General features: G+C 72.3%; 22 protein-coding genes. 11 read left to right on the top strand and 11 right to left on the bottom strand.

The window, feature by feature from the left end; all coding sequences use genetic code 11:
• Positions 1 to 4: 4 nt before the first annotated feature.
• The 7 genes from G407_RS0112275 to G407_RS32055 all read left to right on the top strand — a co-directional run bounded on the left by G407_RS0112275 (position 5) and on the right by G407_RS32055 (position 5,455).
• Entirely contained in the window at positions 5 to 1,273 is a 1,269-nt protein-coding gene (locus G407_RS0112275; protein ID WP_029031036.1) for a c-type cytochrome, read from the top strand.
• Between the two features lie 89 nt (positions 1,274 to 1,362).
• A complete protein-coding gene (locus tag G407_RS0112280; RefSeq protein WP_029031037.1) occupies positions 1,363 to 2,493 on the top strand; it encodes an Mrp/NBP35 family ATP-binding protein in 1,131 nt (376 codons plus the stop codon).
• A gap of 93 nt (positions 2,494 to 2,586) precedes the next feature.
• Positions 2,587 to 3,309 carry an FRG domain-containing protein gene (locus tag G407_RS0112285; RefSeq protein ID WP_029031038.1) on the top strand — a complete coding sequence of 241 codons (723 nt, stop codon included), beginning with the start codon at positions 2,587 to 2,589 and terminating at the stop codon, positions 3,307 to 3,309.
• A gap of 10 nt (positions 3,310 to 3,319) precedes the next feature.
• Entirely contained in the window at positions 3,320 to 3,676 is a 357-nt protein-coding gene (locus G407_RS0112290; protein ID WP_029031039.1) for a hypothetical protein, read from the top strand.
• Positions 3,677 to 3,689: 13 nt separating this feature from the next.
• Positions 3,690 to 4,565 (top strand): formate dehydrogenase accessory sulfurtransferase FdhD, encoded by an 876-nt coding sequence (locus tag G407_RS0112295; protein WP_029031040.1) that lies wholly within the window; start codon positions 3,690 to 3,692, stop codon positions 4,563 to 4,565.
• Positions 4,510 to 5,220, top strand: coding sequence for a molybdenum cofactor guanylyltransferase MobA (mobA, locus tag G407_RS27400; RefSeq protein ID WP_052341295.1), 711 nt, complete (start codon positions 4,510 to 4,512; stop codon positions 5,218 to 5,220). Before G407_RS0112295 ends, mobA begins: the two co-directional genes overlap by 56 nt.
• 58 nt (positions 5,221 to 5,278) lie before the next feature.
• On the top strand, positions 5,279 to 5,455 hold the full coding sequence (locus tag G407_RS32055; protein WP_169728781.1) for a hypothetical protein: 177 nt from the start codon (positions 5,279 to 5,281) through the stop codon (positions 5,453 to 5,455).
• A gap of 6 nt (positions 5,456 to 5,461) precedes the next feature.
• Here the strand turns inward: G407_RS32055 and G407_RS0112310 are convergent, their stop codons facing one another.
• From G407_RS0112310 to G407_RS0112330, 4 genes are all read right to left on the bottom strand, one after another.
• Positions 5,462 to 6,715, bottom strand: a complete 1,254-nt coding sequence (locus G407_RS0112310; protein ID WP_029031041.1) for a molybdopterin molybdotransferase MoeA — start codon at positions 6,713 to 6,715, stop codon at positions 5,462 to 5,464.
• Between the two features lie 13 nt (positions 6,716 to 6,728).
• Positions 6,729 to 7,292 (bottom strand): molybdopterin-guanine dinucleotide biosynthesis protein B, encoded by a 564-nt coding sequence (gene mobB / locus G407_RS27405; RefSeq protein WP_052341296.1) that lies wholly within the window; start codon positions 7,290 to 7,292, stop codon positions 6,729 to 6,731.
• A gap of 762 nt (positions 7,293 to 8,054) precedes the next feature.
• Entirely contained in the window at positions 8,055 to 8,192 is a 138-nt protein-coding gene (locus G407_RS32060; protein ID WP_169728782.1) for a hypothetical protein, read from the bottom strand.
• 319 nt (positions 8,193 to 8,511) lie between these two features.
• On the bottom strand, positions 8,512 to 9,408 hold the full coding sequence (locus G407_RS0112330) for a DMT family transporter (RefSeq protein WP_029031042.1): 897 nt from the start codon (positions 9,406 to 9,408) through the stop codon (positions 8,512 to 8,514).
• A 226-nt stretch (positions 9,409 to 9,634) separates the two neighbouring features.
• Between G407_RS0112330 and G407_RS30455 the strand changes: the two genes are divergently transcribed.
• Entirely contained in the window at positions 9,635 to 10,027 is a 393-nt protein-coding gene (locus G407_RS30455) for a DUF805 domain-containing protein (RefSeq protein WP_029031043.1), read from the top strand.
• Positions 10,028 to 10,147: 120 nt separating this feature from the next.
• Entirely contained in the window at positions 10,148 to 11,314 is a 1,167-nt protein-coding gene (locus G407_RS0112340; protein WP_029031044.1) for an acetyl-CoA acetyltransferase, read from the top strand.
• On the opposite strand, the gene G407_RS27415 is transcribed toward G407_RS0112340, so the two are convergent.
• A complete protein-coding gene (locus G407_RS27415) occupies positions 11,284 to 12,057 on the bottom strand; it encodes an NAD-dependent deacylase (RefSeq protein ID WP_052341297.1) in 774 nt (257 codons plus the stop codon). The genes G407_RS0112340 and G407_RS27415 overlap by 31 nt on opposite strands.
• A gap of 42 nt (positions 12,058 to 12,099) precedes the next feature.
• Here G407_RS27415 and G407_RS0112350 point away from each other — a divergent pair, with 42 nt between their 5' ends.
• Entirely contained in the window at positions 12,100 to 12,609 is a 510-nt protein-coding gene (locus tag G407_RS0112350) for a GNAT family N-acetyltransferase (protein WP_029031045.1), read from the top strand.
• Between the two features lie 187 nt (positions 12,610 to 12,796).
• On the opposite strand, the gene G407_RS0112355 is transcribed toward G407_RS0112350, so the two are convergent.
• A complete protein-coding gene (locus G407_RS0112355) occupies positions 12,797 to 13,249 on the bottom strand; it encodes a DUF1489 family protein (RefSeq protein WP_043539659.1) in 453 nt (150 codons plus the stop codon).
• Positions 13,250 to 13,309: 60 nt separating this feature from the next.
• Positions 13,310 to 16,966: a hypothetical protein gene (locus G407_RS0112360; RefSeq protein WP_029031047.1), complete on the bottom strand. Its 3,657-nt coding sequence runs from the start codon at positions 16,964 to 16,966 to the stop codon at positions 13,310 to 13,312.
• A gap of 280 nt (positions 16,967 to 17,246) precedes the next feature.
• Between G407_RS0112360 and rpsD the strand changes: the two genes are divergently transcribed.
• Positions 17,247 to 17,864 (top strand): 30S ribosomal protein S4, encoded by a 618-nt coding sequence (gene rpsD, locus G407_RS0112365; RefSeq protein ID WP_029031048.1) that lies wholly within the window; start codon positions 17,247 to 17,249, stop codon positions 17,862 to 17,864.
• A 111-nt stretch (positions 17,865 to 17,975) separates the two neighbouring features.
• Here rpsD and G407_RS30460 read toward each other — a convergent pair whose 3' ends face one another.
• From G407_RS30460 to G407_RS27435, 4 genes are all read right to left on the bottom strand, one after another.
• A complete protein-coding gene (locus G407_RS30460) occupies positions 17,976 to 18,659 on the bottom strand; it encodes a hypothetical protein (RefSeq protein ID WP_052341298.1) in 684 nt (227 codons plus the stop codon).
• 146 nt (positions 18,660 to 18,805) lie between these two features.
• Positions 18,806 to 19,681 (bottom strand): slipin family protein, encoded by an 876-nt coding sequence (locus tag G407_RS27425; RefSeq protein ID WP_084327493.1) that lies wholly within the window; start codon positions 19,679 to 19,681, stop codon positions 18,806 to 18,808.
• A 14-nt stretch (positions 19,682 to 19,695) separates the two neighbouring features.
• Positions 19,696 to 21,171 (bottom strand): NfeD family protein, encoded by a 1,476-nt coding sequence (locus tag G407_RS27430; RefSeq protein WP_156917569.1) that lies wholly within the window; start codon positions 21,169 to 21,171, stop codon positions 19,696 to 19,698.
• Positions 21,168 to 22,112, bottom strand: a complete 945-nt coding sequence (locus tag G407_RS27435; RefSeq protein ID WP_052341299.1) for a YihY/virulence factor BrkB family protein — start codon at positions 22,110 to 22,112, stop codon at positions 21,168 to 21,170. Before G407_RS27435 ends, G407_RS27430 begins: the two co-directional genes overlap by 4 nt.
• Positions 22,113 to 22,238 lie beyond the last annotated feature (126 nt).

Consider the following 22,238-nt stretch of genomic DNA (forward strand, 5'->3'; position numbering starts at 1 on the left):
GCCCATGCGTCTCGCCGCCGTCGCTCTCACGCTGATCCTCGCCGCCGGCGGCGCGTCCGCCGAGATGCGCGGCCACGGCGGGCCGGTCCGCGCCCTCGCGGTCGCGCCCGCGGGCGATCTCGCGGTGTCGGGCTCGTTCGACAACCGAGCCATCGTCTGGGACCTCGGGCGCGCGTCGGCGGCGCAGGTGCTGCGTCACCACGACGGCTCGGTGAACGCGGTCGCGGTCCTCCCCGACGGCGGCATCGCCACCGGCGGCGCCGACGGGCGGATCGCCCTCTGGCGCCTCGGCGCGCCGGACCCGGTGCGCGTCGAGAGCGCGCACGAGGCGCCGGTCGCCGGCCTCGCGGTCTCGCCCGACGGCGCGACGCTCGCCTCGGCGGGATGGGACGGGGTCGTGCGCCTCACGTCGCTCGCGGACGGTGCCGCACGCGTGCTCGCGGGCCACGGCGGCCCGGTCAACGCCGTCGCCTTCGCGCCGGACGGCACGCTCGTCAGCGCGGGCTACGACGCGACGCTGCGGATCTGGCCGGACGATGGCGGCCCGGAGCGGGCGATCCAGCTGCCGACGCCGCTCAACGCGCTCGCCATCGCCCCGGACGGCACCATCGCGGCGGGCGGCGCCGACGGCGTCGTGCGCCTCCTCTCGCCCGCGGGCGAGACGCGCGCCGAGATCGGGACGCAGCCGCTGCCGATCATCGCGCTCGTCCTGTCGCCGGACGGGACGCGCCTCGCGGCGGCGACGATCCGCGGGTCGGTGGCCATCATCGACGTCGCGGCGCGATCGGTGCTGTTCACCCTCGTCGGCCCCGGTCTTCCGGTCTGGTCGGCCGCCTTCGCCCCGGACGGCGAGACGCTCTACACGGGGGGCGGCGACGCCGTGGTGCGGGCGTGGGACGCGCGTACCGGCGAGCCGGTCGGCGGGCCGATCCTCGACGCGGCCGAGGACCCGCTCGCGCGCTTCGCCGGCTCGCGCGGGGCGGAGGTGTTCCGCGCCTGCGCCGCCTGCCACACGCTGTCGGCGACCGAAGGCGAGCGCGCCGGGCCGACGCTCGCCGGCATCTTCGGGCGGCGCATCGGCACGGCGGCGGGATACGACTACTCGCCCGCCCTGGTGGCGATGGACATCGTCTGGACGCCGGAGACGGTGGCCGCGCTGTTCGAGCATGGCCCGACGGCCTACACGCCGGGCTCGAAGATGCCCGAGCAGCGCATCCTCGCGGCCGAGGACCGGCAGGCGCTCGTCGAGTTCCTCGCCGAGGCCGCCCGCTGAGCCGCGCCGCGGCGATTGCGGGGACGGGGCGGAACGCACTAGATGAACCCGAGACGAACCCGAGACGAACGAGTTCCGGAGGCACGCCCGTGACGACGAGAGAACAGGTCCTGCAGGCGCTCGCCGCCGTCACGCTGCCCGCGAGCGGGGGCAGCCTCGTGGCGTCGGGCCGCCTCTCAGACGTCGTCGTCGAGGGCGGGCGGGTGATGTTCTCGATCGCCGTCGACGCGACCGAGGCGCAGGCGATGGCGGGCGTGCGCAAGGCCGCCGAGGACGCCGCGCGCTCCGTCGCCGGCGGCGCGACCGTGCTCGCGACCCTCACCGCCGATCGTCCCGTGCCGAAGGGCCCCTCCGCGACGCCGCCCTCCCGCGCCGGGGTCCAGCCCGGCCGTCCCGCGAGCCCGCCGCAGCCGAAGGCGCAAGGGATCCCCGGCGTCGCGCACGTCATCGCGGTCGCCTCCGGCAAGGGCGGCGTCGGCAAGTCGACGACAGCCTGCAACCTCGCGCTCGGCCTGCGCGCGCTCGGCCTGAAGGTCGGCATCCTCGACGCCGACATCTACGGCCCCTCGATGCCCAAGCTGTTCGGCCTGCACGGCAAGCCCCGCGTGCTCTCGGGCCGCATCCTCGAGCCGCTCGACGGCTACGGCGTCAAGGTGATGTCGATCGGCTTCATGGTCGAGGAGGAGACGCCGATGATCTGGCGCGGGCCGATGGTGATGTCGGCCATCACCCAGATGCTGCGCGAGGTCGCCTGGGGTTCGCTCGACGTGCTCGTCGTCGACATGCCGCCGGGCACCGGCGACGCGCAGCTGACCATGGCGCAGGCCACACCGCTCTCGGGCGCCGTGATCGTCTCGACGCCGCAGGACCTGGCGCTGATCGACGCCCGGCGCGGCGTGGCGATGTTCCAGCGCACGCAGATCCCGATCCTCGGCATCGTCGAGAACATGGCGACCTTCGTCTGCCCGCATTGCGGCGAGACGAGCCACATCTTCGGCCACGGCGGCGCCGCGGCGGAAGCGGCCAAGCTCGGCGTACCGTTCCTCGGCGAGGTGCCGCTGAACATGACCATCCGCGAGACCTCGGACGCGGGCCGCCCGGTGACGGCGCTCGACCCGGACGGGCCGCACGGGCGGGTCTATCGCGGCATCGCGGAGAAGGTGTGGGCGGGGCTCGCCGGAGGACGGGCGCGGGTCGCGCCGAAGATCGTGTGGGAGTGAGGGTGCGCATCCGGCGTATCGCCGAACGGGCAGCGTTTGCCTTGTGAAGCCATCGCGGTCGTGCGAGAAGCCTCGCAATGGGAGCGGGCTACGATGGCATTGACGCAATCCGCGTTGCTGCTGCGCGAGCGGCGCGAGGCCTGGACGGCGTTCCTCGCGTTCGTCGACATGCATCGGCAGGATCACTGGATCTTTCGCGGCGTCGCGGATGCGGCGACGCATCGGCTCGTTCCGAAGGTCGGTCGTGAACCGGTCGCCTACGCGGAAGAGAAGGAGCTCGCGATCTTCCGCAACTTCAAGCGTCGTGCCCATCAGTTCGTCGGCGTCTCGGTTCTCACGGACTGGGACGTCCTCGCCCTCGGGCAGCACCACGGTCTGCCCACCAGACTGCTCGATTGGACGACGAACCCGCTGGTCGGCGCCTATTTCGCCGTGACGAGCCATCCGAAAAGCACGACTGCCCGGGTCTATGCGGCTCAGGCGCCGCGACTCGTCGACATCGCGACCGAGCCGGACCCGTTCCTGGTGCAGCGCGTGCGGACCTTCGTGCCTCCGGCCGTCACGCCACGGATCGTGGCTCAGCGAGGTCTCTTCACGATCCACCCCGACCCGACGCGTCCGTGGGTCAGGCGTTCCTCTTCGATCGCGCGGATCGACCACTTCGACATCGATGCCGCCTTCAGGCAATATTTCGAGCGTAAGCTCTTCCAGCTCGCGATCGAATCGAGCGCGGTCGAGGCCGATCTGGATGGCATCGGCGGCACCCTGGCCTGGCAGTTCACGAACGGGGTTGCGGTCGGCGCGTTCAATTACTGAGGTGTCGCACATGTCGCTGAGATCGGCCAAGCAGAAGCACGCCCGGATCGAGGCCATCCTGGACGCGGCCGAGACCTACCGTGTCGAGGGAACGCCGGAGTGGCCCAAGCTGGCGGAGCTGTCCGAGGAAACGGTCGTCGACAGCGTTCGCGGAAACCCCGACTCCGTCATCCTGAAGGGCGATCGCTTCAGCGGCATCATGAACATCTACGTCATCCTCAAGGTGCATGGTGACGATCCGTTCGAGGAGACTGACGCATTCCCCGCCCGCTTCGAGGGCCATTTCGAAGGGCCGCAGGCGGTGATAGACACGGTGGACGTGAGCGTTCGGTCCTTTTACGTCGGGACCGGCATAGAGCCCCCATGAGCATCCGCACCCGATGAGCCACCCCCTGCGCATCGTCCCCGACCCCGCCGACCCGCGTCTCACCCGCAGGGTGACCGGCGTCGACGAGGCCGGCCGCCCGGTCGAGACCGCCGTCACCGTGGAGCGCGGGCTGACGCTGTACCTCAACGCCCAGGAGATCGTCACGATGATGACGATCGGCGACTATCCCGAGTACCTGGCGATCGGCTACCTTCTCAACCAGAACATGCTCCACCCCGACGACGTGGTCACGCAGGTGGAGTACGACGAGGATCTCGAGGTCGTCGTCGTGCGCACCGAGCGCGAGACCGATTTCGAGGACAAGCTGCGCAAGCGCACCCAGACCTCCGGCTGCGCCCAGGGCACCGCCTTCGGGGACCTGATGGAGGCGCTCGACGAGATCGTGCTGCCGCAGGCGACCCTGCGCACCTCCTGGCTCTACCGGCTCACCCACGCCATCAACACGACGCCCTCGCTCTACCTCGAGGCGGGGGCGATCCACGGCTGCGTGCTCGCGCGGGAGGACCAGCCGCTGGTCTACATGGAGGACGTCGGCCGCCACAACGCCGTGGACAAGATCGCCGGCTGGATGTTCCGCGAAGGCGAGAACGGCGTCGACAAGATCTTCTACACGACCGGCCGGCTCACCTCGGAAATGGTGATCAAGACCGTGCGCATGGGCATCCCCATCCTGGTCTCGCGCTCGGGCTTCACCGCCTGGGGCGTCGAGCTCGCCCGGCGCACGGGTCTGACACTGATCGGGCGTGCGCGCGGCAAGCGCTTCGTGGCGCTCGCGGGCGAGGAGCGGATCGTGTTCGACCAGGACCTCGCCTATGTCGGCGAGGAGAGCGCGAAGTCGCGGCGCAAGGGAGCCGGCGGTGACGATTGAGACGCATCCCCCGACGCTCGGCGTCCTCCTCGCCGGCGGGCTGGCGCGGCGCATGGGCGGCGGCGACAAGCCGCTGCGGACGATCGGCGGGCGCACGATCCTCGATCGCGCCATCGAGCGGCTGGCGCCGCAATGCGACGGGCTCGTGCTCAACGCCAACGGCGACCCGGCGCGCTTCGCCGGCACCGGCCTGACAGTGGTGGCAGATACGGTGGAGGGCTTCGCCGGGCCACTCGCGGGCGTGCTCGCCGGGCTCGACTGGGCGGCGGCGCACCGGCCGGAGATCGCCTACGTCGCGACGCTCGCCGCCGATACGCCCTTCGTCCCGCACGATTTCGTCTCGCGGCTCCACGCGGCGCGGGAGGCCGCGGGCACGCCGCTCGCCTGCGCCGAGAGCGGCGGGCGCACGCATCCGACGAACGCGCTCTGGCGGGTGGACCTGCGCGAGGACCTGCGCCATGCGCTCGTCGTCGAGGACATGCGCAAGATCGACCGCTGGACGGCGCGCCACGGCATCGCCCACGCGTCCTGGTCGGCCGAGCCGATCGACCCGTTCTTCAACGCCAACACTCCCGAGGACATCGCCGAGGCGGAGCGGCTCCTCGCCGCGGCGGGCCAGGCCGGAACGGCTCCGAAAGGCGGCGCAAGATCTTGAAAGCGGTGCCGTTTCGCGGCATGGATGGCGGACCGAAAAAGTCCGGGAGGACACCCCGATGAAAGCCTTCCTCTCCTCGCTCGTCGTCGCCCTCGTCGTCGCCGTCGGCGCCGCCTGGCTGCTCGAGACTACCTATCAGTCCACCGCCGCGGACGCCTATGCGACGACCGGTGCGCGCGTCGGCGATCCGGGCCACAACCTCGTCGGCACGGACTGGTACTCGTCCCGCAGCTGAGGACGCTCACGCCAGCGTGGCGTAGGGCAGGAACGCCACCGTCTCGCCCTGCGCGACGCGCGTCACCTCCTCGGGGAGCTCGACGAGCCCGCTCGTCTGCGTCAGCGAGGTGATCACGCCCGCGCCCTCGCGCGGGTGCTTGCGGGCGACGAGGCCGCCCGTCGCGTCCGGCGCGAGCGTGCAGCGCACGTACTCGCGCCGGCCCGCCTTCTTGGCGTAGGCGAAGCCGGCGCGCACGGGGAAGGACGTCGGCGGCCGCCAGGCCTCCCCGGCGAGCCGCGCGATCAGCGGGCGCGCCAGCACCGCGAAGGTCACGAACACCGCCGCCGGGTTCCCGGGCAGGCCGATGAAGGCCTTGCCCTCGACCACGCCCAGCGCCACCGGCCGGCCCGGCTTGATGCCAACCCGCCAGAAGGTGAGCGCGCCGGCCGCCTCCACCGCCGCCTTCACGTGGTCCTCCTCGCCGGTGGAGACGCCGCCGGAGGTGATCAGCATGTCGACCTCCTCCGCCGCCGCGGCCAGCGCCGAAGAGACCGCCTCGCGCCGGTCCGGCAGGATGCCGAGGTCGCGCACGACGCAGCCGGCGCGGCGTGCGAGTGCCATCAGCATGAAGCGGTTGGCGTCGTAGAGCGCGGCCGGGCCGAGCGGCTCGCCGGGCGCCACGAGTTCGTCGCCCGTGGAGAACACGCCGAGCGTCAGCGGCGCGCGCACGGCCACCTCGGCGATCCCGAGCCCGGCGAGGAGCGCGAGGTCGCGCGGGCCGATGCGGTGGCCGGCCGGCAGCGCCAGCGCGCCGGCCTCGATGTCCTCGCCGGCGGGGCGCGCGTTGGCGCCGGGCTTCAGGCCCGCCGGCAGCACCACGTCGCCTTCCTCGCGCACGGTGTCCTCCTGCATGAAGACCGTGTCGAAGCCGTCGGGCATCGCCGCGCCGGTGAAGATGCGCAGGGCCGTCCCGCCGGATTCGCCCCCGCCGGGCGCCGCGCCGGCGGGCAGGCGCCCCGCCACCGGCAGGCGCGTCTCGCCGCCGGGCGCGAGGTCGGCATGGCACACGGCGTAGCCGTCGACCGCCGCGTTGAAGAAGGGCGGCAGCGGGATCGGCGCCGACAGGTCGTCGGCGAGCACGCGGCCGTCCGCCGCGACGAGGGGGACGCGCTCGACGCGCGCCACCGGCGCGATCCGCGCGGCGATGAGCGCGCGTGCCTCGTCGACCCGCATCGGCGCGCCGCCGAAGGCGAAGCAATCGTCGGAGAGCTGGGCCATCGATCTCGCTCCTTCAGCCGCGGGCCGGTTTCAGCCGGGCGGGTGGCGGCACCTCGGCGAGGGCGACGCACAGCGCGTCGCGATCGACCGCCTCGCGCAGGGCGATGTCGGCGATCGCCTCCACGTCGTCGAGCGGCACCACCGGCACGGGCGCATCCGCCAGAGCGACGTCGCTCGCGATCGCGCGCACGGCAGGCGCCTGCCCGTAGAGATGCGGCTTGCCGTTCGCCGCCCGGAAGACCTCGATCTTCGGGTGCCCCCAGGCCTTGAACCCCTCGACGACGACGAGATCGACCGGCGCGAGCCGCGCGAGCAGCGCCCCGAGCGGCGGCTCCTCCTCGCCCGGCGCGTATTCCCGCATCAGGGCGAAGCGTCGCCCGGAGGCGACGAGCACCTCCCGCGCCCCGGCGGCGCGATGCGTGTGGCTGTCCTTCCCCGGCCGGTCGATGTCGAAGGCGTGGTGGGCGTGCTTCACCGTCGACACCTCGACGCCGCGGGCGACGAGGGCCGGGATGAGCTTCGCGAGAAGCGTCGTCTTGCCCGCACCGCTCCATCCGGCGAGCCCGATCACGCGCATGGCATCTTCCACGTCCTTGCCGACGAACCGGCGACGGTTCTAGCGCGCGCGCAGACGCTTGTCGCGGGGGAACGAGTTCCGCGGGTGCGTCGGGCGAGGAGGCCCGGAATCCGAAGGCGCGGCGGGCCGAAGAAGCGTGTTGTTCCGGTGGCGGAATGGACGCTCACGTCTGAATGAAAGTTGCGACGGTCTTCTGTGCACGCTCCGGCAAGTTTTGTGTTTCCGCCGTAGTTCGGCGGTATAGACACGATCTGCAGGAGATGAGCACTTATTCAAGAAGCCAACGTATATTCAAAATTTTCCCCGACCGAGGTTTAGCAAATAAGTCTAAATCTTGACCGGTTACATTATCTATACTACTATCTCTCGTATAATTTGTCGGATATCAGCGAATTTACTTATGTGAGACTGCTCAAAAATTACAATCTGGTGGATCTGATTCTGATCTTCGCTGCGGCAAATCTGCTCATGCGCCGGGTCAATGCAGCTGTTGTTGTGCGGACTGTCGAGGGGAGTGGACCTCGTGCCGACGACTCGATCGACGACGCGACGCTATAGCCCCTGCGACGTCGCCCGGGGCCGCTTCGCCCTCGACGGCGTCGCCGAGGAGGATCCGACATTCCGGTAGACGCCGGCGGGACGCTGATCTCCGCCGCCGACGGCACGTCCGTCTGGCTGATCGGCACGACGGGCGTGCAGCCGGATCAATGGGCCTTCGTGTGAGGCGGGGCGGGCGCCCGAGCCCGCCCCGCTTTCGCGGGCTCAGCCCTTCTTCTTGGGCGGGCTCGCGGCGGCGGGGGAGAGGTTGCCCTTGGCGAAGCCCGTGGGCGCCGCGGCGGGCTCCTTCTTCGTCTTGGGCTTGCGGACTTCCTTGTTGCCGCGCATCTGACCCTTGGCCATGGTTCTCTCCTCGATCGCCGGTCCGCGGATGCGGCCGGCAGGGCTTGCTGGGGCGGGTGGTCGTCCTCGCGTGCCGGACGGCGCGCGGCCGGCGGTCAGTCGCAGCGCGGCGCGGTGCGCCGCCTGTGCTCGCCGAGCGCCTGCGTGTGGGCGGGGCCGTCGCCGCCGCGATGTCCGGACATGGAGGCTCCTGGGGAGAGGGCTGCGAGCCGGCGGGGTGGGCGTCCACCGCGAGGGGCCGGATCTCTCACCTCTCCGGGCCGATGATGAGCGCCTTCGCGGCCGCGCACAAGCACAATCGCGGGCGCCGCCGTCGCGGTCACGGGACCGACGGCGGCACCCGTCCCCGCCGCGCCACGGCCCGCTCGCGCAGGAAGATGTACACCCCCGCCGCCACGATGATCCCCGCGCCCAGCATCAGCGCCGGGCGCGGCACGTCGCCGAAGACGAGCCAGCCGAGCACGGCGGCGAAGAACAGGAGCGTGTACTGGTAGGGCACGATGGTCGCCGCGTCGGCGAGCTTGAAGGCGCGATTGACCGCGATGTGGCCGATCATCGAGAGCACGCCGAGCAGCGCGAGCAGGCCGAGATCGATCGGGCTCGGCGCGACCCAGGCGAAGGGCGCGAGCACGAGCCCGGCCGCCCCGGCGCCCGCCGTCTGCCAGAGCACGAGCGTGGTGTCGGGCGTGCCGCGCAGGACGCGCGAGAGCAGCATCATGCCCGCGAAGGCGAGCGAGCCCACGATCGACACCCCCGCCGCCGGCGAGATCGTCGCACGCGAGGGCTCGAGCGCGATCACCACGCCGACGAAGCCGACCGCGATGGCGCTCCAGCGCCGCCAGCCGACCCGCTCCCCGAGTACCAGCGGCGAGAGCGCCGCGACCCAGATCGGCGCGGCCATCCAGTAGGTCAGCACGTCGGCGAGCGGCAGGTTCGCCACGGCGACGTAGAAGCAGAACACCTCGAGCGTCGAGAGCGCGACGCGCAGCGCCTGCAGGCGCGGGCGATCCGGCCGCAGCAGCGCCGCCGGGCTCGTGCGCATCAGGAAGGGCGCGAGCACGACGAGCGCCGCGAGGCTGCGGATCAGGAGCACCTGCCCGGCGGAATAGGTGGCGACCAGCCACTTGCCCAGCGTGTCGTTCACCGCGAACAGGAGCATCGCCAGGAGCATCACGAGGATGCCGGCGCGCGCGCCGGATGTCGTCGGGGCTGTCATCGTCGGGACGCTCGGAGCGGGCGTGAGGGAGGCCGAATCGCTGTCGGCGGCGCCAGCCTACCCGCGGCCGGGCACGCCCGAAACGCGCGCGCGTGCACGGCTCCCCCGCGCAGCGCGCGCCGGTCGGGGCGGGACGGCGGCGTCAGCGTTCCGTTAAGCCGCCTCCGGTAGATCCGGTCGGGACGGCTCGACGTCGGGCTGCGATGGAGGACGCGAGGGCGCGCTCATGCTCGGCAACTACTTCCGCTACGACGGCCGGATCGGGCGGCTCGACTTCGCCCTGCGCGGCTCGCTGATCGCGGTTGCGTGCTTCGTCGGCACGCTTCTCGTCTTCGCGGCGATCGAGCCGTACGGCCGCGGCGACGCCCGGCCGGCGGGCGTGGGGCTCGCGGCAATGGCGGCCCTCGTGGCGCTCGTCTACGTCTATGTCGTGGGCTCGACCGCGGTGACCGTGCAGCGGCTGCGCGATGCGGGGAGGCCCGCCTGGTGGGCGGTGTGGCAGCTCGCCATCCTGGCCTCGGGCTTCCTGGTCGGCCCGCTGGCGCTGCTCTTCTGGGTGTGCGCGTTCGTCTGGCTCGCGACGGCGCCGACCGCGGCCGCGCCGTCGGCGAGCACCTGACGCGCCGGCGTCGCCCGGCGCACCCGCCGCCTCTTGCCCCGCGACGCCCGCGCACGCACATTGGGCGAACAACGCCGCGCGCGCGACCGACGCCGCCCCGGATCCCGGAGAGAAGACGCCATGAGAGCCGCCATCGTGGGCTGGGCCCACACGCCCTTCGGCAAGCAGGACGCCGAGACCGTCGAGAGCCTGATCGTGCGCGTCGCCCGCGAGGCGCTCGCCCATGCGGAGATCGGCCCGGAGGACATCGACGAGATCGTTCTCGGCCACTTCAACGCGGGCTTCTCGGCGCAGGACTTCACCGCGGGCCTCGTGCTCCAGGCCTCCGACCTGTTCCGCTTCAAGCCGGCGACGCGCGTCGAGAACGCCTGCGCCACCGGCTCCGCCGCCGTGCAGCAGGCGTTGAAGACGATCGAGGCCGGGCGCGCGCGGCGCGTCCTCGTGGTCGGCGTCGAGCAGATGACGACGACGTCGGGGCCGGAGATCGGCAAGAACCTGCTCAAGGCCTCCTACCTGCCCGAGGACGGCGACACGCCGGGGGGCTTCGCCGGGGTCTTCGGCAAGATCGCCGCCGCCTACTTCCAGCGCTGGGGCGACCAGTCGGACGCGCTCGCCGGCATCGCGGCGAAGAACCACGCCAACGGCGTCGACAATCCCTACGCCCAGATGCGCAAGGATCTCGGCTTCGCCTTCTGCCGCGCCGAGAGCGAGAAGAACCCCTTCGTCGCCGGGCCGCTGAAGCGCACCGACTGCTCGCTCGTGTCGGACGGCGCAGCGGCGCTCGTCATCGCCGACATGGACAGCGCCATGACCATGCCGCGCGCCGTCGGCTTCCGCGCAACGGCGCACGCGCAGGACTTCCTGCCGATGTCCAAGCGCGACATCCTGAAGTTCGAGGGCTGCGCGGTGGCCTGGCAGCGGGCGCTGGCGGAGGCGGGGGTGACGCTCGACGACCTCTCCTTCGTCGAGACGCACGACTGCTTCACCATCGCCGAGCTGATCGAGTACGAGGCGATGGGGCTCGTGCCGGAAGGGCAGGGCGCCCGCGCCGTGGCCGAGGGCTGGACGCGCAAGGACGGCAAGCTCCCCGTGAACCCGTCCGGCGGCCTCAAGGCCAAGGGGCACCCGATCGGCGCCACCGGCGTCTCGATGCACGCGCTCTCCGCCATGCAGCTCGTCGGCGAGGCCGGCGGGATCCAGGTGAAGGACGCGCGGCTCGGCGGCATCTTCAACATGGGCGGTGCGGCGGTGGCGAACTACGTCTCGGTGCTCGAGCGGGTGCGGTGAGGGGGCGCCGACCTCTCCTGAGAGGGGGCGTCGGGGCCCAGGACGTCCTCCACCCAGCGCGGCACGGTCTCGCTGGCGCGGCCGTAATCCGCCGCGTCGAACAGATGGGCGGTGTCGGACGGCTCGAGGTTGATCTCGCGCGTGGCGATCCCCGCCCGGCGCGCGGCACCGACGAGGCCGGCGGCGGGATAGACGGCGCCGGAGGTGCCGATGGCGACGAAGAGGTCCGCCGCCATCAGCCGCTCCTCGATCTCGTCGAGGTGGAACGGGATCTCGCCGAACCAGACGACGTTCGGGCGCAGGACTCCGGTGCGCCCGCAGGCGCCGCAGGCGTCCGCCGTCGAGAGGTCCGAACGGACCTCCGTCACCGCCTCGCAGGCGACGCAGCGCGCCTCGAGCAGCGCGCCGTGCATGTGCAGCACCTCGCGATGGCCGGCGCGCTCGTGCAGGTCGTCGATGTTCTGCGTGACGAGCGTGAGCCGCCCGCCCCGCGCGGCGAGGCCGGCCTCGAGCCGCGCCAGCGCATGGTGTGCGGGGTTCGGCTCGGCCGCGAGCAGGTTGCGGCGGCGCGCGTCGTAGAAGGCCTGCACCGTGTCCGGATCGCGGGCGAAGGCTTCCGGAGTGGCGAGCGTCATGGGATCGAACGCGGCCCAGATGCCGCCCACGTCGCGGAAGGTGCCGAGCCCGCTTTCGGCGGAGATCCCGGCGCCGGTGAGGATGAAGACGTGATCGAGGCGCTGCATGGCCCCATGCTAGATCATTCCGACCCGACCGGGGAGGGGACGATGCGTTTGAGACCCGCCACCAGCGCCGACCTGCCGACCCTGCGCGCCTGGGACGACGACCCGGACATCGCCGCCTCGAGCGGGGCCGACGACGCGTACGATTGGGCCGCGGAGATTCCGCGCGTGGTCGACTGGCGCGAGATCCTGATCTTCGAGGCGCAGGGCCGGCCGGTCGGCGTCCTCGTCTCGATCGACCCGGCGCGGGAGGAGAGCCATTATTGGGGCGACTGCGGCCCGGGGCTGCGGGCGCTGGACGTCTGGATCGGCGCGGCCTCCGATCGCGGGCGCGGCTTCGGCGCGGCGATGATGCGCCTCGCCCTGGAACGCTGCTTCGCCGACCCGTCCGTCACGGCGGTGCTGCTCGACCCGCTGGCCGAGAACGTCCGCGCCTGCCGCTTCTACGAGCGTCTGGGCTTCCGCGCGGTGGAACGGCGGTTGTTCGGGGAGGACGATTGCGTGGTCTACCGGCTGGAGCGGGAGGCGTGGGAGAACGCGTCTCCTTCGCCGTGAGAGAGGGGGAGCGGCGGGATCGCTCCTCCCCCATCGGGGGAGGTGGATCGGCGGCGAAGCCGACGAGACGGAGGGGGTGCGCCGCAGGCGCGTTCGGCGACAGCCGAAATAGGACGCGTCGAGCCGGGGGACCCCGCCCCTGGCTCGCTCCGCTCGCCGTCCCCGCCCCGATGGGGCGGGAGCGCGCTCACAGCAATCCCAGCTCCGCCAGCTCCCGCCTGAGCCCCTCCGGCATCTCCGCGAGCCCGGCGGCGGCCTCGCCCGAGAGGTCCGCCGGCGCGTCCTTCTCCTCGAGGTAGCGCCAGCCCTGGAACGGGCGGCAGGGGCGCGGCGCGACAGGCACGACCACCGGCTCGAGCACGAGATGGCAGCGCCCGATGCCGCCCTCGTCGGTGAAGGGGCGGATCTCGAGGAGCCGCTGGCGGGCGCAGAGCTGGCCCTTGATCACCCAGTAGAGCGACCCGCGCCCGGCGATCTCGTCCATCCGCTTGGGCACCATCCGCGTCGTGTGCCGCTGCTCGTACGCGCGGCCCGCCCGGTTCGCGTAGAGCCGGCTCTCCTCGATCCAGCCCTCGAGATCGGCGATCGACTCGGCGCCGACGCAGAGCTTGAGCAGGTGCAGAGGGGCGCGCGCGTGCATGCGGGAGATGTAGCGCCGGCGAGGAGGGAGGGGAAGCGGGACACGTGGGGCTGTCCACGGCTATCGTGTCGCGGTCCAGCGGGGCGCGGTGATCGCCGCGCGCAGGCGTTGGGCAAGATGCGCAACGAAGGGATCGCCCGGACGCTGCTCGTCGAGCCAGCCGATGAACGCCTCGACGCCGGCGGCGTCGGCGGGGGTGAAGAAGCCGGCGGAGAGGACGGAATGGCAGGCGGTGAGGAGGTTTTCGTCGAATCGGACGCGCGTTCCCCGGCGATAGAGCGGAGTCGACCCGATCGCGCGGGAGACGAGGCGGTCGGCGGCGAGGGCAAGCGGGGGGTACGGCCGAGACAGGCTGTGGCAGTTCAGTACGAGAGCCTGAGCGGGGACGGCGCAAACAGGATCGGTGGCGAGGTGCGCGCCGAAGTGCCCGAGAACGGATTGTGTTCCCGCCAGGATCGCCCGGACACTCAGCTCGTCATGCGGTTCCGGCCGGTCCTTCGCGATGTTCGCGAGTCGATAGACGGCGTCGACGTTTGCCGGGTACTCCCGCGCCCACAAGCCGATGAGCACGATCGCCTCCTGCGGAAGATGCTCTACCTTCGACAGCGGCTTCGTGACGAAGGCGGCGTCCGCCCGACGCCAGTTGCGCCGCAGCCAAGCCACGGCCGGCTCCAGCACATCGTCGATCGAACCGCCGACATCGAGCCAGGCCTTGATCACGAAGTCGGACCGCTCATCAGTCTCGTTGGCCGTCAGCCATTGCCGGATTGCCGCCTCCACGCGGTCGATCTCGCCGCCGGCGTCGAGCCAGGCCTTGTAGACGAACTGCGCCTCCGGTGCCGCTGCGTAGTTGGCGAGCCAGGACTCGATCGGCGCCTCGACGTGGTCGATCGCGCCACCGGCGTCGAGCCAAGCCTGGTAGACGAATCCCGCCTCCTGCTCCGCCCCATGGCAAGCGATCCAGGCCTCGGTCGCCGCCTCGACGCGGTCGACCGCGCCGCCGGCGTCGAGCCAGGCCTTGTAGACGAACCCCGCCTCCGGCTCCGCCGCGTGTGAGGCGAGCCAGATCGCGATCGCGGCCGCGACCCCACCGATCGCGCCGTTGGCGTCGAGCCAGGCCTTGTAGACGAACCGCGCCTCCGGCTCCGCCGCGTGGCGAGCGAGCCAGGACTCGATCGCCGCCTCGATGCGATCGACCGCGCCGCCGGCGGCGAGCCAGGCTTTGTAGACGAACTGCGCCACCGGCTCCGCCGCGTGGCGGGCGAGCCAGGCCTCGATCGGAGCCTCGACGCGGTCGGGTGCGCCACCGGCGTCGAGCCAGGCCTGGTAGACGAACCGCGCCTCCGGCTCCGCCGCGTGGCGGGCGAGCCAGGCCTCGATCGGCGCCTCGACGCGGTCGGGTGCGCCGCCGGCGCCGAGCCAGGCCTTGTAGACGAACCGCGCCTCCGGCTCCGCCGCGCGATTGGCGAGCCAGACCTCGACCTCCGCCTCGACGCGGTCGGGCGCGCCGCCGGCGTCGAGCCAAGCGGCGAGGACGAAGCTCGTCTTGAGATTGCCGTCCGCATGGCGCTGGAGCCATGCCTCGACATAGGGCGCGAGATTGAGCGGCGGCTCGCCGCCGCGCAGGAGCGCGACGAGCAGGTAGTGCGTCTGGCTCGCCACCGGCTCCACGCCGACGCGGTCACGCAGCGCGTCCCGGAACTCGGCCGGGGCCAAACGGTAGGCCGACCGCAGGATCATGTTGCCGCTCCCAGGCGGAAGCAGTCGCGCCAGAGAGCTGGCGGTATCCAGAAGGGCCGAGAGATCGAGCCTCTCGTGGGCCTCGGGATCGAGATCCGCGACCGAGTCGCAGAGGTGCGCGACGACATTGGCGAGCATCACGTCCCCGCCCACCGCCGCACGCACACCCGCGTCGCCCAGCGCCGCGAGCCGTCCCGTCCAGCCGAGAAACCGGCTGCGCATGACGACGGGCGCGGCGTCCCGCATCGCGTCGGGCACCGCCCGCAGCAGGTCCGACACAATCCGGCCGCTTGCGGCCTCGCTCGCGCGCGGATGGGCGGCGAGCCGATCGAGGGCGACGAGGGCACGCGGCAGCCGGCCGTCGGCCGCAGCTCGGCGCAGCGCATCGCCGGCCCGGCGCGTCGGGTCCGCCCCCGGGCCGAACAGGTCGTGCGCCGCCAGCGCGTCGGCGAGGACGTCGTGCGCCGGCGCGATCGCCGCGCCGTCCTCGTCGCGCTCGATCCAGCCGTCGTCCTCCAGCCGCGCGAGCAAGGTCGCTCGCTCGTCCTTCCCGTCCGCGAGCGCGTCACGCTCTGCGAGCGGCAGGGGAAGGGAGAGGGCGAGGTCGCAGAGCGTGCTGCGGCCGACGCGTGCCTCCACGCCGCGCAGCAGGGCCGTGATCCGCCGCGTCGCCCAGCCCTCGAAGTCGGCCACGTCGTGAAGTGCTCCGAACTGCTCTTCGAAATCGGCAGGCCGCTCGCGCTTGAGGAAGACCGCGAAGGCCGCGAGGGCGGGCAGGCGGCAGATCGCGGCGAGCCGCTCGTCCACGCCGAGCCCCGCCGTGTCGAGAATGCGGCGGGCCACCCAGCGGGCGTAGCGCTCCTCCTCCGTCTGCCCGGCCGCCAGCCGCACCGGCACGACGGGCAGACCGCTGAGTGCGCTCTCGACCATCGCGGCGGCGCTCGCGCGGCAGTTCACGACGAGCCGCACGCGCCGCCGGCTTTCCTGGGCGACCTGATCGAGCGCGTCTGGAAGGCCGTCGAAGGCGGTTGCCGCCTCCGCATAGTCGAGGACGAACGCGATGCGGGCGTCTCCGCCGTAGCCGCGGACCAGCTGGAGAGCCGCCTCGGCGGTCGCCGTCTGGCCGAGTGCATAGACGTGCCAGCCCCTCGCGCGGAGCTGCGCGCCGATCTCGAGCGAGAGGCGCGTCTTCCCGACGCCGCCCGGCCCCGAGAGGACCAGCGCGGAGAAGGGGTCCTCGTCCTCGAGCGCGTCGAGGAGCGCCGTCTCGTCGCGCGGTCCGAAGCCCTCGTCCCGCGCGAAATCGGCGCGGGAGAAGTAGGGCAGCGCATTCTCACGCAGGAAGGCGCGGAAGCCGGTGGCTCGGCCCAGGACCTCGCCGAAGGAGCGCACGCCGGTCGGCCAGCCGCCGAACCAGGCGAAGCGCAGGCCCGGATCGTTGCCGAGGATGCGGGTGAAGTCGTCCCAGGACAGGACCTCGACGCCTTTCGCCTCGTCGGCGATTCGCGCGAGGTGCGGGCGCCCGGTCGCCTCGGCGAGGCTGCGGAACGTCGCGCGGATGTCCGCCTCGATCGCCTCCCGCTCTACGCCGGTCAGCGGCGCCGCCACGCAGAACGTGTAGGAGAGGATCGGATTGTCCGCGTCGAGCCAGCGGCGGTAGGGCGAGCCCGCCCGCTTGTCCAGGTCTCCAGCGAGCTCGGGCAGGCTCTCCGTCAGCGCGCCGGCGACGTCGCGCCAGACGTCCCGCGGCCGCGTCGTCGCATCGCGGCCGATGAACTTGCACTCGCCGACATGGAGGCCGTCAGCGCTCGCGCCGCGCAGGTCGATCGCGCCGTCCGGGCCGCCGCGGATGCTGCGCCAGAAGAGCCGGTCGCGGCGATGGCGCTCCAGGCAATCCCGGACAAACGCCTCGAAGTCACGGCCATTGTCGACGCCGCGCTTCGTTCTCTCATCGAACCGGGTCGTCTCCAGCCACACGTCTGCACGCTCCTTCGGCCACTCAGTATCGGCGTAGCCGCCGGGGGCGTGCAAGTGCGGCGTGCGGGCGAACGCCCTTCGTTGACACCCGCCCCCGCCTCGTCTATGTCGCCCCGGAAAGCGCGGGTCTCGCCAGGGGCCCGCGTTGTCGTTCACGCACCCGCGGATCCGGCCGGCAGGCCGGGCCTGTCGTCCCGAGTGGTTCACCGCGGAAGCGGCCCGCCACGAGGGAAGAGGAGGGCGCGTTCCTCGAAGACCAGACAACGCAAGAGGAACCGCGATGTCGAAGCGCATTGAGGCGAAGTACAAGATCGACCGCCGCCTCGGTCAGAACATCTGGGGCCGCCCGAAGAGCCCCGTCAACCGCCGCGAGTACGGCCCCGGCCAGCACGGCCAGCGCCGCAAGGGCAAGGTTTCCGACTTCGGCACGCAGCTGCGCGCCAAGCAGAAGCTCAAGGGCTACTACGCCAACATCACCGAGAAGCAGTTCCGCCGCTACTACGCCGAGGCGATCCGCCAGAAGGGCGATTCCGGCGAGAACCTGATCGGCCTGCTCGAGCGCCGTCTCGACGCGGTGGTGTACCGCTCGAAGTTCGTGGCGACGCCCTTCGCCGCGCGCCAGTTCGTCAACCACGGCCACATCCGGGTGAACGGGCGCCGCGTCAACATCCCGAGCTTCCTCGTCAAGCCGGGCGACGTGATCGAGATCAAGCAGGCCTCCAAGCAGCTCGTCGTGGTGCTCGAGGCCTCGCAGCTCGCCGAGCGCGACGTGCCGGACTACATCGACGTCGATCATTCGAAGATGGTCGCCACCTACGCCCGGATCCCGACCCTCTCCGAGGTGCCGTACCCGGTGCAGATGGAGCCGAACCTCGTCATCGAGTTCTACTCGCGCTGATCGTCCGCCTCCAGGCGAAACCGCTCGGGGCGAGACGGCACGACGAACGACGAAGCCGCCCGGGGGACCGGGCGGCTTCCTTCGTTTCGGGGGGACCCTGAGGGCTCGGCGTCAGCCGCGGCCGTGGTGATAGCGGCCGCCGCGATGGCCGTCGCCTCCGCGGCGCGGGCCGGCGTCGAAGCCGCCGAGCTCGCGCACGAGCACCGGCAGCAGGGCCTGCTGCTCCGCGTCGAGGCTCTCCCAGAACGGGCGCATCGCCTCGGCGAGGCGGCCGATCTCGTCGGCGTGCGCGCTCGACACCGCGGCGCGGCGATCCAGACGCTCCATGAAGTCGAGCCCGTCGCCGGGACCGCGATCCGCGTCGGGTCCCATGCCTCGGCCCGCGTCGGGCCCCATGCCTCGGCCGGCGGCCGGACCCATGCCCTGGCCCTGGCCCGGACCCATGCCCTGGCCCATGCCGTCGCGCGGGCCGCGGCCCGGACCGTCCCGATCGCCGAAGCGCTCCTGCATGCGCGTGCCGCGCTCGGCCCGCATCGCCTCGCGGCGCTCGGCACGGCTCTGCGCCACCGAGCGCCAGGCCTCGGCCACGGGCTCGAACAGCGCCGCCTGATCCGGGGACAGGTCCAGCCCGGCGCGGATGCCGGCGAGGCGCGCGTCGATCAGCGTCCCGCGGTCGATCGCGGCCGCCGGGGCGGCGCTCGCGGGTGCCTGCTGCTGCGCCAGCGCCGGCGCGGCGGAGAGCGCCGCGACGGTGGCGAGCGCGAGGAAGGTGGCGCGTGGGGATGCGAATTTCATGGCTGTCCTCGTTGTCCGCGTCCCTCCGGGACGCTTCGGGACGGATCGTCGCAGGTCCCGGCTGCCGCCGAGATGGCCTGCGCATGACCGTTTGGTCATGAACGTCCGAGGACGCGCCGGGTGCCTCGGGGGAGGCGGAGCGCCGTTCAGCGCGCCGGTGTCTGCCACTCCCCCTCGCCGGCGCGCCGCGCCTCGCCCCCGGCCCCGCCCGTGGAAGCCCCCGTGGAAGCCCCCGTGGAAGCCCCCGTGGAAGCGCCGTTGGAGCCGCCCGCTGCACCACCCATGAACCCGCGCAGAAGGTCGATCGGCACGGGGAAGACGATCGTCGAGTTCTTGTCGCCGGCGATGTCGTAGAGGGTGGAGAGGAAGCGCAGCTGCATCGCCTCGGGCGTCTGCGCGAGGATCCCCGCCGCCTCGGAGAGCTTCTGCGAGGCCTGCATTTCGCCCTCGGCGTCGATGATGCGGGCGCGCCGGTTGCGCTCGGCCTCGGCCTGGCGGGCGATGGCGCGCACCATGCTCTCGTCGATGTCGACGTGCTTGATCTCGACGTTGGCGACCTTGATGCCCCAGGCGTCGGTCTGGTTGTCGAGGATCTCCTGGATATCGGAGTTGAGCTTGTCGCGCTCCGACAGCATCTCGTCGAGGTCGTGCTTGCCGAGCACCGAGCGCAGGGTGGTCTGCGCCAGCTGGCTCGTGGCCATCATGTAGTCCTCGACCTGGATGATCGAGCGGTCGGCGTCGACGACGCGGAAGTAGATCACCGCGTTGACCTTCACCGAGACGTTGTCCTTGGAGATCACGTCCTGCGAGGGCACGTCCATCGTGATGGTGCGCATGTCGACCTTCACCGCCTGTTGCAGGACGGGGATGACGAAGATGATGCCCGGGCCGCGCACGCCGGAATAACGCCCCAGCGTGAAGACGACGGCGCGCTCGTACTCGCGCATGATGCGGATCGCGCTCGCGACGATGCCGAGCACGACCAGCGCTATGACGAGGTAGGCGACGAGATCGAGGCCCATCGGTCGGGTGCTCCTCACTGTGCCGGCGGCTGCGCGGCGGGGTGCATGGGGTCGCGGTGATCCGGGTCGCGGTGGTCCGGGTCGCGGTGGTCCGGGTCACGGTGATCCGGGTCGCGGTGGTCCGGGTCGCGGTGGTCCGCGCCGAGGCGCGCGACGGAGAGCGTGAGCCCGTCGCGGGCGCGCACGCGCACGGGCTCGCCGGGGGCGAGCGGCTCGTCGGCGACGGCACGCCAGCGCTCGCCGTGGATCTCGACCTCGCCGGCGAAGGCCTCCCAATGGAGCACCCGCGCCCGCTCGTCCACGAGCGCCTCGTCCCCGCTCGCGGGGCGTCGCCGCAGCGCGCGCACGGCGGCGACGAGGACGATCGTCAGCAGGAGGACGGTCGCGAGCGTCGCGGCGACGGCGACGGCGGGCGAGAGCGAGAAGCCGGGCACGTCGGTGTCGAACAGGATGAAGGAGCCGAAGCCGAAGGCCACCGCCCCTCCGATGCCGAGCGCCCCGAAGGCGGGCACGAACACCTCCGCCACCATCAGCGCGATGCCGAGCGCGATGAGCAGGACGCCCGTGACGTCGATCGGCAGGAAGTCGAGCGCGAACAGGCCGAGCAGCAGCGAGATCGCGCCGACGACCCCGGAGAAGATCACGCCGGGGTTCGCGAACTCGAAGACGATGCCGTAGATGCCGATCAGCAGCAGGATGTAGGCGACGTTCGGGTTGGTGATCAGCGCGAGCGCCTCCACCAGGAAGCCCGGCTCGTGGGACACGATCGCCGCGCCGTCCGTCTCGAGCCGCACGCTCCGCGCGCCGAGCCGCACGACGAGGCCGCTCGCCTCGCGCAGCATCGCCGGAAGATCGTCCGCCAGGATCTCGACGACGCCGTCCTGCACCGCGTCGGCGGCGGTCAGCGTCTCGGCCTCTCGCACGGCCGCTTCGGCGAAGGCGGCGTTGCGCCCGCGCAGCTCGGCGAGGCCGCGGATGAAGGCGGCGGAATCGTTGATCGCCTTGCGCGAGGCCGCGTCCCCGGGGTCGCCGCCGCCGAGGCTGACCGGCGTCGCGGCGCCCAGCGTGGTGCTCTGCGCCATGGCCGCGACGTGGCTCGCGTAGAGGATGTAGGTGCCCGCCGAGGCGGCCCGCGCGCCGGCGGGCGCGACCCAGGTCGCGACGGGTACCGGCGCGGCGAGGATCGCGGCGACGATGTCGCGCGTGGCTGCGTCGAGGCCGCCCGGCGTGTCCATGCGCAGGACGAGCATGCCGCCGGGCACGCGGGCGGCCTGCGCCAGCGCGTTCTCGACGAGGAGCGTCGTGGCCGGGCCGATCGGGCCGTCGACGTCGGCGACGACGACGGTCTCGACCCCGTAGCGCTCCGTGCGCGGCTCGCCCTGGGCGGCCGCCGGGACGGGGGCGGCGAAGAGAACGTGCGCGGCGGCGAGCGCCAGCGCACAGAGGCGCGCGAGCCGGTCGATGCCGCGGGACGGTCCGACGATGCTCACGAGCCGCCCTCCCGCCGATCCGTCTCGCCCCGATCCACCTTCGCGGCCCCGACCTGGTCGGCGACGACCGCGCCGCGGGCGCCGAGCGGCGCGTCCGGCGGGCGGGTCGTGTCGGCTGCCGTCTGGTGCTCCATCTCCGCGTCGACCTCCGCGCCCACGAGCAGGATGACCGTCGAGATCCAGGCCCACATCATCACCGCCGCGATCGTGCCGAGAGAGCCGTAGGTCGCGGAGAAGTCGGTGAGGTTCGAGACATAGTACGAAAACCCCGCCGAACCAACGAGCCAGACCGCCGAGGCGGTGAGCGAGCCCGGCGAGATCCAGCGCCAGCGCGCCGCCGCGCGGCTCGGGCCGTAGCGGTAGAGCGCGGCGATGCCGACATTGGCGACGAAGAACAGCACCAGCGTGGGGAAGGCGGCGATGAGCAGGCGCCCGACCCCGCCGAGCGGCAGCGCCTGGAGCAGGACGGGAACGCCGACCACGACGTTGACGAGGATCGTCGTGAAGACGAGCGTCGCCAGCGTGAAGGCGAAGGAGCGGCCGTAGAGCGAGACGAGCGGGCGTTTCTCGCGCTCGCCGTAGATGACGTTGAGCGCGTCGAACAGCGCCAGCACCGCCGAGTTGATGATCCACAGCGCGATGGCGAGCGTGATCGCGAGCGTCGCGGTGAGCGTGCCGGTCTGGGCCGCGATCAGGCGGTCGAGCTCGCTCGCGATCAGCTCCAGCAGCCCGCTCGGCAGGAAGCCCCGGAGATCGTCGAGCTGCCCGGAGAGCACCTGCGGATCGGCCACGAGGCCGAACAGGGCCACCAGAGCCGCGAGCGAGGGCACGATGGCGAAGACGAGGAAGAAGGCCGCGCCCGCCGCGTTGGGCGCGATACGGTCGCGCCCGTAGCCCTCGAGCACGCGCCAGAACACGTCGCGCAGGCCCCTCGCCGGCATCCGCCAGGGGCTCGTCGCGTCGCGTCCGCGGCCGTCCTCGCGGGCGCGGGCCTGCGACACCGGCAGCGGCGTGCGCCCGCGTCCCGGCGGCCGGCGTGGGGGCCGACGCGGGCCGGTTCCGGGCTC

The sequence above is a fragment of the Salinarimonas rosea DSM 21201 genome (assembly GCF_000429045.1).
Lineage (GTDB): Bacteria > Pseudomonadota > Alphaproteobacteria > Rhizobiales > Beijerinckiaceae > Salinarimonas > Salinarimonas rosea.

Coding starts and splice junctions, on each gene's coding strand:
- G407_RS0112285 (WP_029031038.1), top strand. CDS start 2,587: ATGGCATTGACGCAATCCGCGTTGCTGCTGCGCGAGCGGCGCGAGGCC.
- rpsD (WP_029031048.1), top strand. CDS start 17,247: ATGTCGAAGCGCATTGAGGCGAAGTACAAGATCGACCGCCGCCTCGGT.
- G407_RS0112295 (WP_029031040.1), top strand. CDS start 3,690: ATGAGCCACCCCCTGCGCATCGTCCCCGACCCCGCCGACCCGCGTCTC.
- G407_RS27425 (WP_084327493.1), bottom strand. CDS start 19,681: ATGGGCCTCGATCTCGTCGCCTACCTCGTCATAGCGCTGGTCGTGCTC.
- G407_RS32060 (WP_169728782.1), bottom strand. CDS start 8,192: ATGGCCAAGGGTCAGATGCGCGGCAACAAGGAAGTCCGCAAGCCCAAG.
- G407_RS0112275 (WP_029031036.1), top strand. CDS start 5: ATGCGTCTCGCCGCCGTCGCTCTCACGCTGATCCTCGCCGCCGGCGGC.
- G407_RS30460 (WP_052341298.1), bottom strand. CDS start 18,659: ATGAAATTCGCATCCCCACGCGCCACCTTCCTCGCGCTCGCCACCGTC.
- mobB (WP_052341296.1), bottom strand. CDS start 7,292: ATGCGCGTGATCGGGCTCGCCGGATGGAGCGGTGCGGGCAAGACGACG.
- G407_RS27415 (WP_052341297.1), bottom strand. CDS start 12,057: ATGCAGCGCCTCGATCACGTCTTCATCCTCACCGGCGCCGGGATCTCC.
- G407_RS27435 (WP_052341299.1), bottom strand. CDS start 22,112: ATGCCGGCGAGGGGCCTGCGCGACGTGTTCTGGCGCGTGCTCGAGGGC.
- G407_RS0112350 (WP_029031045.1), top strand. CDS start 12,100: ATGCGTTTGAGACCCGCCACCAGCGCCGACCTGCCGACCCTGCGCGCC.
- mobA (WP_052341295.1), top strand. CDS start 4,510: ATGTCGGCGAGGAGAGCGCGAAGTCGCGGCGCAAGGGAGCCGGCGGTG.
- G407_RS0112310 (WP_029031041.1), bottom strand. CDS start 6,715: ATGGCCCAGCTCTCCGACGATTGCTTCGCCTTCGGCGGCGCGCCGATG.
- G407_RS0112290 (WP_029031039.1), top strand. CDS start 3,320: ATGTCGCTGAGATCGGCCAAGCAGAAGCACGCCCGGATCGAGGCCATC.
- G407_RS0112355 (WP_043539659.1), bottom strand. CDS start 13,249: ATGCACGCGCGCGCCCCTCTGCACCTGCTCAAGCTCTGCGTCGGCGCC.
- G407_RS32055 (WP_169728781.1), top strand. CDS start 5,279: ATGAAAGCCTTCCTCTCCTCGCTCGTCGTCGCCCTCGTCGTCGCCGTC.
- G407_RS0112330 (WP_029031042.1), bottom strand. CDS start 9,408: ATGACAGCCCCGACGACATCCGGCGCGCGCGCCGGCATCCTCGTGATG.
- G407_RS0112340 (WP_029031044.1), top strand. CDS start 10,148: ATGAGAGCCGCCATCGTGGGCTGGGCCCACACGCCCTTCGGCAAGCAG.
- G407_RS30455 (WP_029031043.1), top strand. CDS start 9,635: ATGCTCGGCAACTACTTCCGCTACGACGGCCGGATCGGGCGGCTCGAC.